We start from the raw sequence: 16,303 nt of genomic DNA, 5'->3' as shown, positions 1-16,303 counted from the left end.
TTGTTCGGTGCCCGCGAACAGGTGCCAACTCGACCACATCGCCGAGTTCGATCCTTCCGATCCGAGACGCGGTGGGTGGACCATTGCGAGCAACCTCCAATGCCTGTGTCGTCATCACCATCAGGTGAAGACCTACAGGTTGTGGACACCAGTGATGCTGGAGGACCGTGCCATTCACTGGGCCGACAGCACCAGCGGGTTGACGGCTGTCACGGTTCCGGAGAGGCACTGATTTCGAAGATGGTCTCCAGACCGTCTTCTTCGTCCCACTGCTCACCGACTTCGTTGAAACCGTACTGGCTGATCAGATTTCGCGATGCGATGTTGTCCGGGCTGATGGTCGCTCGAACGATATGCACTTCGGATTGGCGACTCGCGACGTCGAGAAGTATCTCGAGGGCAGTTCGTGCGTAGCCCAGTCGCCGGAATGCCGGGTCGATGCGATATCCGATCTCCACCATCCCGCGCGCATCGGGGCGACCGTGGAATCCGGCCAACCCCACCGGCGTCGAGGTGCGGGCATCGACGGCGATGCGGGTGATCCACGCGCTGTCGAGTGGGTTCCCGGTTATCTGCGTGCTCCGGTAGCGCCACAAGCCCTGGCATTCTTCGCCGAGGAGATACGGGGTCAGGAGGTTGGGTTCGAGTTCCATTGCGAGAGTGGCGTTGTCTTCACCCAGCGCGTGTAGGGCGAGCGGTGGAACCCGGATCAGTTGAAGTCCACGTCCGTCGAGTGCCCAGGGTAGTTCGGTAACTGTCACAGGTCGGCGATCGGAGTCGACAGAGTTATGTCGACGCCGATGCTCCGAAGATTGCCGTCCAGAACCTGCCAGATGGAGCGCCCGAGGAACTCGGCCAATTCCGCACTGGTCACATCGGAACCCGGCTGGCTGAGCCAACGGTTGACGCTGACGTCGACCAATCCGATGACGCCGAAAGCCAAGGGCTCCGCCATCTTCGACGATTTGCCGCGGCTGGCGAGGATCGCACCCAACAGGTTCCCCAATTGCACGGCGATGGCCGTCTTGGTTCCGGTCACCACTTTCGAACCGGTGGCCCGCGTGCTCGGCGAGCCCTTGCCTAAAAAGTGGTGCAGTCGTGGGTATTTCACAATCCAATGGAGGTAGGTCTCGACTGCCCGTGAGATAGCCTCGCCGACCGTACCCTGCGGCGTGAGGGTGGGTGTCAGGTCGGTCATCATCATCTCGAGGATGCGAACTCGCAGCTGCTCGTCGAGGTCGGCTCGATCCTTGAAAATCCGGTAGACAACGGAACGTGGGACGTCGGCGCGCTCGGCGATCTGCTGGACGCCGACGTCGGCGCCACCTTCGTTGACTGCATCGAGTGCTGCGTCGAGGATCCGCGCTTTGCGCTGCTCCTTGTGATCGTTCCAGCGAGTGCTGCGCCCGTCGGGCTGCGCCGACTCGGCTGTTTTTGTCATAAATCGAACGATACTCACCCCGCCATTGACTGGACAAGATGTCTCACATACTTTGGTGGGACAGCGTGTCACACACAGATACCGTTCTCTTCAGGAGTGGCAATGAGTAACAGGGTTTTTGTCGTCGGCGTCGGCATGACGAAGTTCGAGAAGCCGGGAGCCCGCGAGTGGGACTACCCCGACATGGCACGCGAGTCGGGTACCAAGGCGCTCGAAGACGCGGGTATCGACTACACCGAGGTCGAGCAGGCATACGTCGGCTACGTCTACGGCGAGTCCACCGCAGGTCAGCGGGCTGTCTACGAGCTGGGTCTGACGGGCATCCCCATCGTCAACGTCAACAACAACTGTTCGACGGGATCGACCGCGCTCTACCTCGCCACGCAGGCAGTCAAGAGTGGTCAGGCCGACTGCGCACTGGCGCTGGGCTTCGAGAAGATGCAGTCCGGGTCCCTCGGATCCACCTACGACGACCGTGAACAGCCACTCATGCGGCACCTCCTCGCTCTCGCCGAGCTGCAGGAGTTCGCGATGCCGCCCGCTCCGTACATGTTCGGCGCGGCCGGCGTCGAGCACATGGAACGCTTCGGAACCACTGCAGAGCAGTTCGCGAAGATCGCCGTCAAGAACCACAAGCACTCACTGAACAACCCGTATGCCCAGTTCCAGGACGAGTACACCCTCGAGCAGATCCTCGAAGCGCGCCAGATCCACGGGCCGCTCACCAAGCTCCAGTGCTCGCCTACCTCGGACGGATCCGGCGCGGCGATCATCGCCAGCGAAGCATTCGTCGAGAAGCACGGCCTCGCTGCTCAGGCGATCGAGATCGTCGGGCAGGCCATGGTCACCGACATGAACAGCACCTTCGAGGACAAGAGCGCGATCAGTCTCGTCGGCGCGGACATGACTCGTAAGGCCGCTGAGAAGGTATACGCGCAGGCCGGGATCACCGCCGATGACGTCGACGTCATCGAACTCCACGACTGCTTCTCCACCAACGAGTTGCTGACGTACGAGGCACTCGGACTGTGCGCCGAAGGTGACGGCGGCAAGCTCGTCGACGCCGACGACACCACCTACGGCGGACGCTGGGTGGTCAACCCGTCCGGCGGCCTCATCTCCAAGGGTCACCCCCTCGGCGCAACCGGCCTTGCCCAGTGCGCCGAACTCACCTGGCAGCTCCGCGGAACCGCCGACAAGCGTCAGGTCGACGGCGCGAAGGTCGCGCTCCAGCACAACATCGGACTCGGCGGCGCAGTTGTCGTGACCGCATACAAGCCCTACGCACGCTGAATCACACCCACAACCCGCCAGCTACCCACTAGGAGTTTCATCATGGCTTCCGTTTCCGTCTCCGCTGTACTGCCCGCATCCCCCGAGAAGACCTGGGATGCGCTCTCGGACCTGTCTCGCTGGGAAGAGTGGCTCACCATTCACCAGGGCTGGAAGAGTGAACTCCCCACCCAGGTTGCGTTGGGCGCCAAGTTCACCGAGGTCGTCTCCGTGATGGGTATGGCAAACAAGATCGAGTGGACCGTCGAAGAGGTCGAGGTTCCGAAGATGGTCAAGATTGCCGGTACCGGAATGGCCGGCGTCACCGTCGAATTCGTTCTCTCGGTCGAGGCCGACGGTGCCGGTTCGAAGGCAACCGTCGACGCCAGCTTCAAGGGCACCATGATCGTCGGGCCGATCGGCAAGGCAGTAGCCAAGAACGCCAAGGCTGACCTCGAGGCCTCGCTGGCCAAGTTCGCCGAGCTGGTCGGGTAACGGCTCGATGACGACACCGAAGACCAACGCGGTCGAATTCGATACGTCCGGGCTGGACGTATGGACCGATCCGGAGCACTTCGAGGTGACAGCCGAGCGCATCGCTGAATATGCCGCTGCCACCAACGATCCCATCGAGCGACACCTGAAGGGCGAGATCGCTCCACCGGTCTTCGCGGTGGTACCCGTCTTCATGTCGATGGCACCCGCTGCGCTGTCGGTGGCGCCGGTCGAACTGCTGATGAAGCTCGTTCACGGTGAGCAGGACTTCCTGTTCCACCGTCCGATCTACCCCGGTGACCACCTTGTCGCTCGTGCCAAGCCCATCGGATTCGAGGGCCGGGACAACGGATCCACCGTCGTCATCTACGTCGAAACCAAAACCGACAAGGGTGAATTGGTCAACGAGCAGTGGATGACGGCCTTCTTCCGCAAGGTCGACGCGGGCCCCGGACTTGGCGAGAAGGCTCCCGAACACCGATTCGACGACGCTCTTCGCGCTGGTAGTCCCGCAGCGGTGGTGAACCAGCACATCGACGAGGACCAGACATTCCGGTACTCACCGGCTTCCGGCGATCCGATGCCGATTCACCTCGACGAGGAGATCGCTCGGATGTCCGGTCTCCCCGGAATCATCAACCATGGACTGTGCACGATGGCGTTCACGTCGTGGGGAGCCCTGACCGAACTGGCAGGCGGCGAGACCGAGCGGTTGCGCCGTCTCGCAGTGCGATTCGCGAAACCCGTACTCCCGACACAGGACATCGAGACGGTGTTCCACAAGTCGGGTTCGGCAGACGGAGCCACGTCGTACTCGTACGAAACCAGCGCGGTCGGCGACCTCGTGATCAAGGACGGCCTGGCGGTCATCGCCGACAAAAGAGTCTTCATGTCCGACAACTGAACTGATGGGAATCTGAACTGATGGGAAGTCTCGACGGTCGCGTAGCGATCATCACCGGAGCAGGACGCGGCATCGGCCGTGAGCATGCGCTGCTCTTCGCTCGTGAGGGTGCGAGCGTCGTGGTCAACGATCTCGGCGGAGCAAACGACGGTTCCGGTGCAGATGCCGGCCCCGCGCAGCAGGTAGTCGACGAGATCGTCGCTGCAGGCGGCAAGGCTGTTGCCAACACCGACAACATCGCCACCTGGGACGGCGCCGAGGGCCTTGTCAAGCAGGCCGTCAGCGAGTTCGGCCGACTCGACGTACTGGTCAACAACGCCGGCATTCTTCGTGACGCCTTCATCGCCGGTATGGACGAGAGCCAGTGGGACGCAGTCATTGCCGTGCACCTCAAGGGTCACGCAGCGACGCTGCACCACGCTGCCGCGTACTGGAAGGACCAGAGCAAGGCAGGCGAGACCGTCAACGCTTCGGTCATCAACACCGCTTCGGCTTCGGGTACCTTCATGCCCAACGCGGGCCAGGGCAACTACGGCGCCGCCAAGGCGGGCATCGCAGCCCTGACTCTGGTGGCCGCTGACGAGCTCGATCGATACGGCGTGCGTGTCAACGCTATTGCGCCGATCGCGCGTACTCGGCTGACGCTGGCGACACCCGGTATGGGCGCGTTGTTCGCCGCCGAGGTCCCCGAGGGTGAGTTCGACGCGTTTGCGCCGTCCAACATCTCCCCGCTTGTGGCCTATCTAGCGGCAGCGGATTGCAAGCTGACCGGCAAGGTGTATGCCGTTCAGGGTGGGGCCATCACGGAACTCGCCGGCTGGCACGGTGTGAACACCATCGAGAGCGAGGGTCCCTGGACCACCGCCGACCTCGCAGAACGTCTGTAAGCGCATGGCACGCAACGCATACGAACTCGGCCTCGGGCTGAGTGAGGAGCACACCGCACTCGCAGATTCGGTGCGGTCATTCGCCGAGCGCACCATCACTACCGAGCAGGTGCGCGCGGCGGTGGAGTCGAGGACCGAGGACAAGTTCCCCGAGTTCTGGACGGCACTGGTCGGGCAAGACCTTCTCGGGCTCGCGGTTCCGGAAGAACAGGGTGGTCACGGCGCCGGTCTGCTGACCTTGGCGGTGGCACTGGAAGCATTGGGCCGCACTGTCTCTCCCGGCCCGTTTGTTCCGACGGTATTGGCAAGCGCCGTTCTCGGCGCCGCTGATTCCAAGGCGGGACCCGAGTTCCTGCCGGGTCTGATCGACGGAAGTCGTACGGCAGCAGTCGCCTTGGGTGCACCGTTGACGGCCGAGTCGTCGGACGGCGGATACAAGATCACGGGCGCACTCGACGGTGTGCTCGGTGGTGAACATGCCGACGTGCTGCTGGTCCCGATCCAGTTGCACGAGGGTGTCCGCTACGCGGTGCTCGAGAGCAGCGCAGTCGCGATCACCGTGCAGGACAGCATCGACGTGCTGCGCGGCAGTGCGCGGATCGAAGCTGACAATGTTCAGATCAGCGCCGAACGGATACTCGACGGTCTCACCGAGGCGCGGGTACGGTCCATTGCCGCAGTCGTTCTCGGCGCCGAAGACGTCGGCGTCATGTCCTGGTGTGTTTCCACTGCGTCGGAGTACGCCAAGACACGCGTGCAGTTCGGGCGACCCATCGGCCAGTTCCAGGGTGTCAAGCACAAGTGTGCGCAGATGGGCATTGCGCTCGAGCAGGCACGCGCCGTTGTGTGGGATGCGGCAAGCGCATTGGACAAGGGCGACGACACGGCAGATTTTGCCGCCGATATCGCCGCAGTCATCGTGCCGGACGCCGCAGTGCAGGTAGCGCAGGATTGTGTGCAGGTCCACGGCGGCATCGGATTCACGTGGGAGCACGACGCCCACCTGTACTACCGCCGCGCGCTCTCGATCCGCGGCATTCTCGGCACCCGCGAGGATCGTGCCAACCGCGTTGCGCAGCAGGCACTTGACGGTGTCAGCCGGGCTTCGGTTCTCGAACTGCCGCCCGAGGCAGAGGAGATCCGCGGCGGCATCGCGGCCGAGCTTGCCAAGTTGGTCGAGCTCGACGAGGACGACCAGCTGATCGCGCTCGGCGACGGCGGCTGGGTTCAGCCTCACCTGCCGAAGCCGTACGGGCGCAGCGCCGCTCCGCTGGAGCAGATCGTCATCTCCCAGGAGATCAAGGCTGCGGGTATCTCGATGCCGCAGCTCCTGATGGGCACCTGGGCCGTGCAGGCCGTCGTAGCGCATGGTTCGGACAAGCAGAAGCAGGAATTGGCAATACCGACCCTGCAGGGTGAGCTGGTGTGGTGCCAGCTCTTCAGTGAGCCCGGTGCTGGTTCCGACCTCGCGTCATTGTCCACGAAGGCCGAAAAGGTCGACGGCGGTTGGAAGATCACCGGTCAGAAGATCTGGACCACGGTTGCTCAGTTCTCCGACTGGGCAATGCTGATCGCCCGTACGGACGCCACCAAGCCGAAGCATCAGGGCATCACCTACTTCGTGCTCGATATGTCGACACCGGGCATCACCGTCCGCCCGCTGCGTGAGATGACGGGTTCGGCGTTGTTCAACGAGGTGTTCCTCGACGACGTGTTCATCCCCGACGAGAACGTGGTCGGCGAGGTCAACGACGGCTGGAACGTCGCACGTACGACGCTGGCCGGCGAGCGCGTCGCCCTGAGCCAGAAGATGGAGGCGTACGCCTCGGACTCCGATCTACTGAAGTTCGCGAAGTCGGCAGACCTGAGCCCGATCGGGCGCTACCGCGTCGGCGAGCTGGTTGCCGAGAGTCAGGCGATCGACCTCATCGGCTCCCGCGTTGTGCTCAAGCAACTTTCGGGAATCGACGTGAGTACGACGTCGAGCGTCGGCAAGCTGTTGGCGATGAAGATCAGCCAGTCGATCGCCGAGTTCGTCGTCGCCGAACTGGGTGCTGCCGGAGCGGTCAGCATCCCAGGTCAGCCGAGCGACAAGGCGATGGAGCAGCTCATTTCGGGCCGTGCCACCACCATTTACGGCGGCACAACCGAGGTGCAGCTCAACGTGATCGGTGAGCGCATGCTCGGATTGCCGCGAGACTGAGGGTATTTACCGGTGAGGCTCAGTCCTGGATTCTTCTCCAGGGCTGAGCCTCTTCCAGTTCGAAGGCCAATTCGAGGAGTGTGCGCTCGTCGCCGAGATCGGCGGAGAAATGCGAAGCCAACGGCAAACCGTTGCTGGTCTGGTGTATCGGTAGCGAAATCGCGGGACCACCGGAGATGTTGTTGAGCGGTGTGAACGACGTGTACGCGATCAACTTGTCGAAGAGTTCCTCGAAAGGCTGAGCGGGAGAGAGGTATCCGAGTTCAGGGGTGGTGTGCCCCAGGGCCGGCGAGAGCACGACGTCGTACTTCAAGAACATGGCGCTGTACTGCTGCTGGAGCCGTCGCAGGCGGTAGAGCACGCGCGGCGTCTTCACCAGGTTCTTCCGGTACAGCGTGTAGAGGCCCTTCGTGAGATTGTCGGTGCCGGACTTGTCGAAGTCGGGCCCGAGCATCTGTTTGCCACCGGTGGAGATGGCAAACGACAAAAACCCCCAGTAGATGCTGAAGTCGTCGATGAATTCCGGTCCGACGGGCAATGCCGCGTCCTCGACGTGATGGCCAAGGCTTGCAAGGAGTTCAGCCGTAGCTTCGACGGACTTGCGTGTCTCGTCGTCGGTCTTGGTGACCGTCACGGAATCGGTGATCACGCCGACGCGCAGGCGGGTTGAGCTGGGTCCTTCGATCAGGCGAACCGGTGCGAGTCGTGGATTGCGGTAGTAACTTTCGGCCGCTGACATCCATCGTGCGGTGTCGCGAACCGTGCGGGTGACGGCGCCCTGAGAGATCAGCCGGATCGGCATCGACTTGTCGGCCGGATCGGCGATGGTACGGCCGCGAGTGGGTTTGAGTCCGACCAGTCCGCAGGCAGCAGCGGGAATACGAATCGATCCACCACCGTCGTTGGCGTGCGCGATCGGGAGGACTCCGGCAGCAACCAGTGCGGCAGCGCCACCCGAGGAAGCGCCCGACGAGTAGGCCGGGTTCCACGGGTTGTGCACGGGTTCTTCCGTCATGTACTCGGTGGACGCACTGAATCCGAACTCGGGCAGTCGGGTCTTGCCGATCGAAATGGCCCCGGTGGAGAGGAACTGCTTCGCGAAATCGCTGTCAGCCTTGGCGGGGACTGCTGTGAAGGCGGTGCTGCCCTGCTGGGTGGGAAGGCCGGCGCTGTCGGTGTTGTCCTTGATCGCGGTGGGGACGCCGGCGAAGATGCCCGTGGCCGGCCGGTTGCTCCTGGCGAGGGCGCGATCGAAGTCTGTGCAGGCCAAACCGTTCAATTGCCCCTGCACTGCCTCGGCGCGCGCGATCGACGCCTCCATGACTTCCCGTGCGGTCACCTCGCCTGATTCGATCCGGGCGGCGACGCCGGTGGCGTCGAGATCGCCTAGGGCGTCATCGGTGAATGCGTGGACGGGGGTGTTGGGGCTCATGGGGATCCTTGTCAGGCGGAGGCACTCAGGTCGTCCGTCCAGCATATTGGACGGACGACCCCTGAGTGGCGCTATCTGTGGATTGCGGTATCAGCTACCGAAGATCGTCACAGCCTGCTCTGCTGCCTGCGGTGCCTGCTGGAACAGGCCCTGAGGGATGAACTGCTGAGGAATGAACTGCTGGGGACCCAACTGCTGGAAGTTCGTGACCATCGGGTGGATGACGTTGTTGAATACATCGTTGAACATGTGTTGTGTCCTTCGGTTACAGCGTTTTTCGAACTTCTGACTCCATCGACACTAAGTACGGTTCGGGTGGGTTTCAACGAAAATCACTGATACACAGTCAAGTTCAAGTTCATTGCCAGCTAGGGGCCAGGAATCGGCGTTTCTTCACAGCTTCGACGAGGTGCCATGCAGGTTCTTGGCTGTCGGGGATGTCTCGACGGATTTGGGATCGGGGTACGTGCCCAGTACGCGATCGGCCGTTCCCGCGGTGGTGACGGTGAACCAGTAGTGCTCGTTCTTGAAGTGATGGTTGCGATGGTTGCGCCAAACCGACCGGTAGAGAGCAGTTTTCGGCTTGTAGTCACTGTGGATGAGGAAATGAGTCCACTCGTAGCCGAGACCGAGTACGGAAATGCAGGTCAGGAAGGTCAGACCGAGTTCGACGCGGGGAAACGCCAGGAGTGCGACGGCAGTCAGGACGGGAATCACGATCAGGAGCGTCTGCCACGGAATGAAGATGAGTGAGATGGTTCGCGGGGCGAAATGGTGCTCCCGATGGCTGCGCGCCAGGCGTGAATCGAGGGTGACGCCGGCAATGGTCCGCGGCTTCCAATGGAGAACGAAGACGTGAATAATCCACTCCACGAAGGGGAATGCGGCAAGCATCACGAGCGGAACAAGGGCGTCGGTGATCTGCCAGTTGCCCAGCGTGAAGCGCGCTACCGCGGCGACCACCAACATCGTGCCGATCATCCACGGCGTCGGTGACTTGCGGAACGTCCGTGCTGCGTCGGCCAGAGTGAGAGGCTTGCTCATGGTTTCAGTCCTTCCAGCAAGGTGAGAGCATCGCCGATTGCCGTCGTACCGGTGTGAAGGAGCTGTGCGGCTGACGCCTCGGCAGTTGACTCGTCGTGTGAAGTGATGGCGGAGGCCAGTTTTCGATACAGGTCGGTCTGGCCGACTTCGGCGACCATGACGGAGGCAAGTGCAGTCATGGCCGGTTCGTATGCAGCGCGCAGGCTGTTGAAGATCAAACGGAAGGCAATGGAATCCGCGCTGTCGACGACGACGTCCCAGAACGCCAGAGCGCGGTCTTGCAGCTCTACCGGATCTTCGGTGGCGCCTAGTTGATCCACGGCCGTGTCGAGTTCTCGGGCAGATTCCGCGGAGATGCGACGGGCGGCCAGCACCGCGATCTGCGGTCCCATCAACTCGCGAGTTTCCAGGACGCTGCGCACCACGGTCAGGTCGGGGACGCCGTCTCGAACCAACAACTGGGGGAGAAGCTCGGGTCCGGCCTGGCGCCGGAAATCTCGCACGGACGTGGACTCGCCCTGGCGGACCTCGACGAGCCCGGCCTGGGCGAGCTTCTGAATTGCCTCGCGGACTGCGGGCCGCGAGACACCGAATGCCTCGGCGAGCTTGCGCTCGCTGGGTAGCGCCTCACCCGCGGCCAACTCTCCGGCCAGTACTTTCACTGAAATCTGGTCGAACACTGCGCCGGAAGCGGAGGTACGTGCAACGGGTTGGAACATGTACCGACCGTAAACGCTAACTGGTGAGAGGTCAAGTGGTATGACCAGTTAGCGTCACTGCAGGTTGCGAGTGGTGTCCGCCAACTTGTTCAGGAAGTCCGTGTAGGTGAGTGCGAATCCCACCTTGTCGTCGTAGTCGAGCGGTGCAACATTGCCGGCGGCCACGGCTGGAACACGATCCCACGCCGGGTTGCCCGGCCAGGAGTCGAGATTCTGGGCGACGACGACATCGGCGTCGGCGAGCACATCCGCATTCTCCCAACCGAATTCGGCGCTGTAGCCGCCGATAGCGGCCGACTGGGCGGCGGTGATCGCGTCGTTGGACAAGATCGTGTAACCGAGTGACGACGCTACGTCGACGGTCAGGTTGTTCGGGGTGTTGAACACGAAGAACTTGTCCTCGATCAGCGATACGAAGGCGATCGTCTTGGTCTGCGCGACGGAACCGACGTCGTCGCGGGCAGTGGCGAGAGCGGCTTCGTACCGCGCCTGTGCTGCCGAGGCGGCGTCGGTCTTGCCCAGTAGTGCCAGTTGCTCGCCCATGAATCCCAGAGGCCCGCCGAGTGATTCGGTCTCCTTGTCGGGCGAGCTGCCGTCCTGGATCACCAGAACCGGTGCGATGTCCTCGAAAGTGAGGTTCTGTGACTTGTAGCTCTCGTACCAGCCGACGGAGATGAGGATCAGGTCCGGGTTGTAGCTCAGCACGTCCTCCTTGCTGAGATTGCCGCCCAGATGCCCCGCATCGGCAGGGACCTTGGATGCGAGATGGCTCGACTCGTCGTAATCGAGGGCGACGATCGGGTAATCGGCGAGAAGTGCGAACTCGAGGGACGTCCGGGAGTCGATGACAACTACTCGCTGCGGGTCGGCAGGTATCTGGGCGGAGTACCCCGCGAAGCTGTAGTCGATGGTCTCGGCCGAAGGCGAGGGCTGGTCGTCGGACGAGCTGCACGAGGCGAGCGTGCCGATCAGGATCGCGCCGACCGCGAGTGCGATAGACCTGGCAAAACGGCGGCGGTGGTGCATCTGTGGTGTTCTCCAACGTGTTCGGGCAACATGGTTTGCCTTGCCTAACAACGCTAACGTGTCACCCGTGCGGGTTTGGTGCCATTCTGATGCGGTTTCATGACAGGTGAGAACGAGCGGAAGTACGCGGCGGGGGTGTGGCCGATGACCTGCCTGAACAGGTCGATGAACGTTCCAGGGTTGGCATACCCGAGGCCGCGGGCCACGGCGACGACAGGTTTGCCTGCGGCAATCTCGATCAATGCAACGCGGACGCGCACCAGAATTCGCCATTGAGTGAGCGTCGTGCCGGTGTCTGCCTGGAAGCGACGCATCAAGGTCCGGCCACTCACGCCGATGGTGCGAGCCCAGTCGGAAGTGGTGCGGTCGTCCGCCGGATCGGCGATGATCTGCTGGGCAATCGAAAGAAGGTCAGGCGTTCTCGGCAACGGAATGTCGAGACTCGCGGCCTGAACGGGATGGATGAGGTCGATTGCCACCTGCTGTAGCCGTAGTCGCTTCAGGTCGGGCATGGCGTTGTTCTCGTTGTGTAACAACACCTCCCGAAGTGCACCGGTCATGGGTATGCCGACTATCGAGTCCCAATCGGTGTCGATTCGATCCGGCGTCAGGTACGTCGCGAAGATGACGGCGCCGTCGTCGGAGCGGACACGGTGCGCAGTGCCGGCAGGAATCCAGATGCCGAGCATCGGCGGAACCATCCAGAGGTGTTCGGACGCTTCGAGTGTGACGGTCCCACCTGCCGACCACAGCAGTTCATGTTCGCGGTGGGTATGGAAATCCCAGACACCAGTTGCCGTGCTCTTGAACCGGATGGTGCTGACGGACCACGGCTCCGCGACGATCCGGTTCGGGGTGGACACCGGCTCGTTCCACGTCGACGGTTCCAGGGTCGGCGCTCCCCACAACATGATGCCGGGGAAGTCCTGTCGCGAAGGCGTCACGAACCAAGAACGTACCGGCTTCCGGCCGTCGACCGAGGGGGTGCGCGTATCGATGGCTCGATCGAAACAGTGGTTGGCCATGACGCTTCACCGTAACAGTGCAGGTGAGAGTAATTTTAGGTAGCCCTAATTCGGATACCGTCAGGAAACCCATGACATCACTTCTCTTGCCTACCGCTGATACCGATGCCGAGTTCGCTCGCATCACCGCAGCACTTACCCGACGCGGTTTCCTCGGGGCCGGTGCCTTGGCGGGGATCGGATTGCTCACGGCCTGTGGAACCAGCTCCAGTGAATCGGCCGAGGGCTCGATGCGCACCATCAACACGGCACTGGGGCAGGTGGAGGTTCCCACCAACCCGCAGCGAGTGGTCAGCGCCGATTACTACACGGGCCCCGCGATGTTCGACGCCGGATTCACCCCCGTCGGATTGCCGGTGGACTACGAGAACGCCGACGGTGTCCCGGAACCGTATGCGTCTGCCCTGCGGTCTCTTCCGAAGGTGGGACGCTGGTACGAGCCCAACGCCGAGGCGATAGCGGCTTTGTCTCCCGACTTGATCGTGATGACCAACCTCCTTTCGGAGAACAACCCGGATCTTTACGAGCAGATCCGGTCGATTGCACCGACCGCAGTTTTTGCCGAAGACGGCAAGTACGCGTGGAAGGAGCGCGCCCTCGGGGTCGCGGACGCACTCAACCAGAGTGCGAAGGTTCAAGAGTTGGCAGACCGATACGAGGCGCGGATCGCGAAGTTCCGCAGCGACAACGCTGACGTGTTGAGCAAGGTGAAGGTCGTCTACACCACGTACTTCGAGGAGAGTGGTTTCTCGCTGTACTCGCCGACCAAGTATCAGACGACGGTCATCAGCGAGGCCGGGTTCCAGTTCAACGACCGCTCACTCGCAATTCCTGCCGGCAGCAACGAGTGGTTCCCGAAGGAGCAGTTGGAGCTACTCGACGAAGCCGACGTCATCATCACCAACAGTGGCAAGGGCCCCATCAACGAGAAGTTGGCGAACGACACCATCTTCCAGCGTCTGCGCGCCGTCAAGAACGATCAGGTGTACTCGTTCGACTACGAGGGCGTCGCGTCGTTCGGTTGGGCCCTGACGTTCCTCGAGCAGTTCCAGCCGATTGCTGAGGAGATCAGAGCCAAGCGCTGATCTCCTCAGCGATCAAGAGGAAGCCGGCGCCACCACATCCAGCCTCGGTTGATGCTGGTCGGTGTATGCCCACGGGCGGATCTTCTCCAGTGCTTTGCCGATCCGGAACACGGTCGGTTCGTCGTACGTATGGCCGACGATCTGGACGCCCGTGGGAACGCCGTTGTGTGCGTGTCCACTGGGCACCGCTAGTACGGGGCACCGATTGGCGACGTTGAACGGCAACGTGAGAAGTGCTTCGGCGGTGGTGTTCACGTGCTGGCCCGCAACCGTGAGGCCGTCGAGCAAAGACTCGCCTGCCGGGAAGGCGATGGTGCCCGAAGTCGGGCAGATCAGCGCATCGAATGGAGCCATCGCCTCGGCGAGCTCTCGTTGCATCTGGGTTTCTTTGCGAAGGCCGTCCAGAAATGACATTTCCGCAGCGCCCTTCGACGTGATCGCGACGTTGTCGAGCGTGTAGTCGGCAAGAAGATCACCGTGGACGCGAGCAACTTCCGCGACGGATGCACCCATGATCGTTCCGAAATGGACTTTCACCGCTGCTGCCATCGAATCACGAGTCCACGGCAACTCGATCTCCTCGACGATCGCGCCGGCATCGACCAACGACTGTGCGAGAGCCCGGGTGTTCGCCTCGATGTCAGGCTCGATGGGGAAGTCACCGAGCCGCAGGCACAGGGCAATGCGCATTCCCTCGACCGACGGGTACTCGTGTGGCAGCGTGATCGCCGGCCTGAGGGAAGAATGGTCACGCGGATCCGGCCCGATCAGAACGTTGGCCAAAAGAATTGCGTCGTCGACAGTTCGGGCCATCGGACCGTCGCCACGGTAGGAATCCATGGACAGCGGGGCGACCCCGGGAATGCGGCCGTACGACGCTTTGAGCCCGACGGTGCCGGTGAAGCCTGCCGGGCCCCGCGTCGACCCTCCGATATCGGATGCTGTTGCCAGAGTGGTAGTTCCGGCAGCGAGGGCGGCGCCCGCACCTCCGGATGAACCGCCGGGGCTGTAATCGAGGTTCCAGGGATTGCGAGTCACGCCCCACAGTGGAGAGTGCGTGAACGCCGCAACACAGAACTCCGGCGTCGTGGTGCGTGCGTGAATCAGGCCGCCTGCTGCCAGAACTCGATCGATCACCGGTGCGTTCTCGCGGGCGATGTTTCCGCGTGCCGCCAGCGAACCTTCGGTCAGAGACTTTCCGGCAATAGCATGTTTTTCCTTGGCAGCTACCGGAATTCCCTCGAGCGGCCGCGGATCGGGTCCGTGGCCGAGATATCGGCTCTCAGCTTCCCGAGCGCCGGTCAGTGCCTCCTCGAACATCTCTTCGGTGAAGGCATTGATGTGAGGTTCGAACTTCTGGGTTCGGTCGACGACTGCTTGTAGCAGTTCGACCGGAGACAATTCTCGCGTGCGAAAGTGTGCAATAGCTTCGGTGGCGCTGAGGTAATGCAGGTCGTCTGACATGGCGTTATCTCCCTGGAGAAGTATGTGTAGGAATCACGCGCTTCGCGCAAGGGCGCCCAGTGCGGCCGCAGTCATAGCCGTGACACCTTCGGGTAGTGCCGCGGCCGGATCCGGCGCGAAGCGCGGTGAGTGATTCGAGGGTGTGCCGGGAGGAATCCGTCCCTCGGCGAGTGCGGCGAGAGCTCTTTCGTCGAAACTCCGAAGCGCCGTCCCGCCGAAATGCCAGAATACGGAGGGGCATTGGGCAGCAGTGCCGAAGACTCCGAAGTCCTCGCTGCCTGAAAGTGGTTGCGGCAGGGTGTGCATTCCCAATCCGGCCCGGCGTAGGTCGGTCATCACCGTGGACGTTGCGTCCGGAGTGTTGACCGTGGCCGGAAAGCCGTTGTACGCATGAACGTCCGGCGCTTCGGTGGCGCCTGCTCCGTCCGCTTCTGCGCGAGCGATCCGGCCTACAGATTCGAGCATGTGTTCTCGCGACGATGCGCTGAAAGTTCGCAGACTGAGTAGTAGTTCGGCGTCGTCGGCAATGATGTTCGCAGCTGTGCCGGCGTGCAATGCTCCCACCGTGAGCACCGGTGCTGTCGGGGTTGCCGCTTCATGAGCGACCAGACTTTGAATGCGCAGCGCGAAAGATGCTGCCATCAACAAGGGGTCGATGCACGCGTACGGCGAGGACGCATGTCCACCACGGCCGTGAAAAACCACTCGAATCGTGTCGGATGCTGCCATCAAGATGTCGGGTTTGCTGACCAGCATCCCAGCCGGAGTCGGACCCACGTGTTGTCCCAGGCAGAGGTCCGGTCGCGGGAAACGGTCGAAGATTCCGTCGTCGACCATCGCACGAGCGCCGGACCCGGTCTCCTCGGCAGGCTGGAAGACCGCGACAACAGTGCCGGTGATCGACGTCGGATCCGCGGAAAGTGCTGCGCACGTGGCAAGTAGCGCGGTGACGTGGACGTCGTGGCCGCACGCATGCATGACGCCATCCGTCTTGGAGGCGTATGACAACCCGGTGTCTTCTGCGACCGGCAACGCGTCCATGTCGGCGCGTAGCAGGATCACCGGCCCGCTGCTCCCTTGGAGAACACCGACGACACCCGTGCCGCCGACTCCGATCGTGACGTCCCAGCCGCCGATCCGCCGAAGCTCTTCGGCAACAAGTGCGGCAGTGCGAGTTTCGTTGCCGGACAACTCGGGGTGTGCGTGCAGGTCCCGGTACAGATCGAACCAGTGCGGCTCGACGGTTCGCAACCGCGACGGGTCTCCGAATTCAAGATTCGAAAGCAGTTGATTCATGGTCGATCTT

16 protein-coding genes are annotated in these 16,303 nt (G+C 62.5%); 6 read left to right on the top strand and 10 right to left on the bottom strand.

The genetic code is table 11. The annotated features are described in order from the left end of the window. Positions 1 to 209: 209 nt before the first annotated feature. Both ACKAMS_RS07585 and ACKAMS_RS07580 read right to left on the bottom strand, forming a co-directional pair. Positions 210 to 761 carry a GNAT family N-acetyltransferase gene (locus ACKAMS_RS07585; RefSeq protein ID WP_211918996.1) on the bottom strand — a complete coding sequence of 184 codons (552 nt, stop codon included), beginning with the start codon at positions 759 to 761 and terminating at the stop codon, positions 210 to 212. Further along, positions 758 to 1,441, bottom strand: coding sequence for a TetR/AcrR family transcriptional regulator (locus tag ACKAMS_RS07580; protein WP_408988823.1), 684 nt, complete (start codon positions 1,439 to 1,441; stop codon positions 758 to 760). The genes ACKAMS_RS07585 and ACKAMS_RS07580 overlap by 4 nt, the downstream gene beginning before the upstream one ends. A 102-nt stretch (positions 1,442 to 1,543) precedes the next feature. Between ACKAMS_RS07580 and ACKAMS_RS07575 the strand changes: the two genes are divergently transcribed. From ACKAMS_RS07575 to ACKAMS_RS07555, 5 genes are read left to right on the top strand one after another with little or no spacing between them, the layout of a single operon-like run. Further along, positions 1,544 to 2,734 carry a lipid-transfer protein gene (locus ACKAMS_RS07575; protein WP_007735955.1) on the top strand — a complete coding sequence of 397 codons (1,191 nt, stop codon included), beginning with the start codon at positions 1,544 to 1,546 and terminating at the stop codon, positions 2,732 to 2,734. A 42-nt stretch (positions 2,735 to 2,776) separates the two neighbouring features. Next, positions 2,777 to 3,208, top strand: a complete 432-nt coding sequence (locus ACKAMS_RS07570) for an SRPBCC family protein (RefSeq protein ID WP_019746343.1) — start codon at positions 2,777 to 2,779, stop codon at positions 3,206 to 3,208. Positions 3,209 to 3,215: 7 nt separating this feature from the next. After that, entirely contained in the window at positions 3,216 to 4,112 is an 897-nt protein-coding gene (locus ACKAMS_RS07565) for a MaoC/PaaZ C-terminal domain-containing protein (RefSeq protein ID WP_408988822.1), read from the top strand. A gap of 20 nt (positions 4,113 to 4,132) precedes the next feature. After that, entirely contained in the window at positions 4,133 to 4,999 is an 867-nt protein-coding gene (locus ACKAMS_RS07560; RefSeq protein WP_007735961.1) for an SDR family oxidoreductase, read from the top strand. Positions 5,000 to 5,003: 4 nt separating this feature from the next. Then, positions 5,004 to 7,202 carry an acyl-CoA dehydrogenase gene (locus ACKAMS_RS07555; RefSeq protein ID WP_211918998.1) on the top strand — a complete coding sequence of 733 codons (2,199 nt, stop codon included), beginning with the start codon at positions 5,004 to 5,006 and terminating at the stop codon, positions 7,200 to 7,202. A gap of 19 nt (positions 7,203 to 7,221) precedes the next feature. On the opposite strand, the gene ACKAMS_RS07550 is transcribed toward ACKAMS_RS07555, so the two are convergent. From ACKAMS_RS07550 to ACKAMS_RS07525, 6 genes are all read right to left on the bottom strand, one after another. After that, positions 7,222 to 8,634, bottom strand: coding sequence for an amidase (locus ACKAMS_RS07550; RefSeq protein ID WP_211918999.1), 1,413 nt, complete (start codon positions 8,632 to 8,634; stop codon positions 7,222 to 7,224). Positions 8,635 to 8,724: 90 nt separating this feature from the next. Continuing rightward, on the bottom strand, positions 8,725 to 8,883 hold the full coding sequence (locus ACKAMS_RS07545; RefSeq protein ID WP_020905720.1) for a hypothetical protein: 159 nt from the start codon (positions 8,881 to 8,883) through the stop codon (positions 8,725 to 8,727). Positions 8,884 to 9,027: 144 nt separating this feature from the next. Beyond that, positions 9,028 to 9,678 carry a sterol desaturase family protein gene (locus ACKAMS_RS07540; RefSeq protein WP_211919000.1) on the bottom strand — a complete coding sequence of 217 codons (651 nt, stop codon included), beginning with the start codon at positions 9,676 to 9,678 and terminating at the stop codon, positions 9,028 to 9,030. Next, positions 9,675 to 10,397 (bottom strand): FadR/GntR family transcriptional regulator, encoded by a 723-nt coding sequence (locus ACKAMS_RS07535; protein ID WP_211919002.1) that lies wholly within the window; start codon positions 10,395 to 10,397, stop codon positions 9,675 to 9,677. Before ACKAMS_RS07535 ends, ACKAMS_RS07540 begins: the two co-directional genes overlap by 4 nt. A gap of 54 nt (positions 10,398 to 10,451) precedes the next feature. After that, positions 10,452 to 11,423 (bottom strand): ABC transporter substrate-binding protein, encoded by a 972-nt coding sequence (locus tag ACKAMS_RS07530; protein ID WP_020905722.1) that lies wholly within the window; start codon positions 11,421 to 11,423, stop codon positions 10,452 to 10,454. Between the two features lie 53 nt (positions 11,424 to 11,476). Then, positions 11,477 to 12,367, bottom strand: a complete 891-nt coding sequence (locus ACKAMS_RS07525) for an AraC family transcriptional regulator (RefSeq protein WP_198538398.1) — start codon at positions 12,365 to 12,367, stop codon at positions 11,477 to 11,479. A 152-nt stretch (positions 12,368 to 12,519) separates the two neighbouring features. Between ACKAMS_RS07525 and ACKAMS_RS07520 the strand changes: the two genes are divergently transcribed. Continuing rightward, a complete protein-coding gene (locus tag ACKAMS_RS07520; protein WP_408988821.1) occupies positions 12,520 to 13,533 on the top strand; it encodes an ABC transporter substrate-binding protein in 1,014 nt (337 codons plus the stop codon). A 12-nt stretch (positions 13,534 to 13,545) separates the two neighbouring features. On the opposite strand, the gene ACKAMS_RS07515 is transcribed toward ACKAMS_RS07520, so the two are convergent. Both ACKAMS_RS07515 and ACKAMS_RS07510 read right to left on the bottom strand, forming a co-directional pair. After that, entirely contained in the window at positions 13,546 to 14,997 is a 1,452-nt protein-coding gene (locus tag ACKAMS_RS07515) for an amidase (protein ID WP_029254175.1), read from the bottom strand. A gap of 33 nt (positions 14,998 to 15,030) precedes the next feature. Further along, positions 15,031 to 16,293: an amidohydrolase gene (locus ACKAMS_RS07510; protein WP_047889364.1), complete on the bottom strand. Its 1,263-nt coding sequence runs from the start codon at positions 16,291 to 16,293 to the stop codon at positions 15,031 to 15,033. Positions 16,294 to 16,303 lie beyond the last annotated feature (10 nt).

This window comes from Rhodococcus sp. 5A-K4 (genome assembly GCF_046097995.1).
Classification (GTDB): domain Bacteria; phylum Actinomycetota; class Actinomycetes; order Mycobacteriales; family Mycobacteriaceae; genus Rhodococcus_F; species Rhodococcus_F erythropolis.
Note: the sequence above shows the minus strand (reverse complement) of the source record. Positions and strands in the feature narration are given on the sequence as shown.

What these genes read in the sequence shown, in the direction of transcription:
- ACKAMS_RS07580 (WP_408988823.1), bottom strand. Translation starts at nt 1,441, where the DNA reads ATGACAAAAACAGCCGAGTCGGCGCAGCCCGACGGGCGCAGCACTCGC.
- ACKAMS_RS07575 (WP_007735955.1), top strand. Translation starts at nt 1,544, where the DNA reads ATGAGTAACAGGGTTTTTGTCGTCGGCGTCGGCATGACGAAGTTCGAG.
- ACKAMS_RS07570 (WP_019746343.1), top strand. Translation starts at nt 2,777, where the DNA reads ATGGCTTCCGTTTCCGTCTCCGCTGTACTGCCCGCATCCCCCGAGAAG.
- ACKAMS_RS07565 (WP_408988822.1), top strand. Translation starts at nt 3,216, where the DNA reads ATGACGACACCGAAGACCAACGCGGTCGAATTCGATACGTCCGGGCTG.
- ACKAMS_RS07560 (WP_007735961.1), top strand. Translation starts at nt 4,133, where the DNA reads ATGGGAAGTCTCGACGGTCGCGTAGCGATCATCACCGGAGCAGGACGC.
- ACKAMS_RS07555 (WP_211918998.1), top strand. Translation starts at nt 5,004, where the DNA reads ATGGCACGCAACGCATACGAACTCGGCCTCGGGCTGAGTGAGGAGCAC.
- ACKAMS_RS07550 (WP_211918999.1), bottom strand. Translation starts at nt 8,634, where the DNA reads ATGAGCCCCAACACCCCCGTCCACGCATTCACCGATGACGCCCTAGGC.
- ACKAMS_RS07545 (WP_020905720.1), bottom strand. Translation starts at nt 8,883, where the DNA reads ATGTTCAACGATGTATTCAACAACGTCATCCACCCGATGGTCACGAAC.
- ACKAMS_RS07540 (WP_211919000.1), bottom strand. Translation starts at nt 9,678, where the DNA reads ATGAGCAAGCCTCTCACTCTGGCCGACGCAGCACGGACGTTCCGCAAG.
- ACKAMS_RS07535 (WP_211919002.1), bottom strand. Translation starts at nt 10,397, where the DNA reads ATGTTCCAACCCGTTGCACGTACCTCCGCTTCCGGCGCAGTGTTCGAC.
- ACKAMS_RS07530 (WP_020905722.1), bottom strand. Translation starts at nt 11,423, where the DNA reads ATGCACCACCGCCGCCGTTTTGCCAGGTCTATCGCACTCGCGGTCGGC.
- ACKAMS_RS07520 (WP_408988821.1), top strand. Translation starts at nt 12,520, where the DNA reads ATGACATCACTTCTCTTGCCTACCGCTGATACCGATGCCGAGTTCGCT.
- ACKAMS_RS07515 (WP_029254175.1), bottom strand. Translation starts at nt 14,997, where the DNA reads ATGTCAGACGACCTGCATTACCTCAGCGCCACCGAAGCTATTGCACAC.
- ACKAMS_RS07510 (WP_047889364.1), bottom strand. Translation starts at nt 16,293, where the DNA reads ATGAATCAACTGCTTTCGAATCTTGAATTCGGAGACCCGTCGCGGTTG.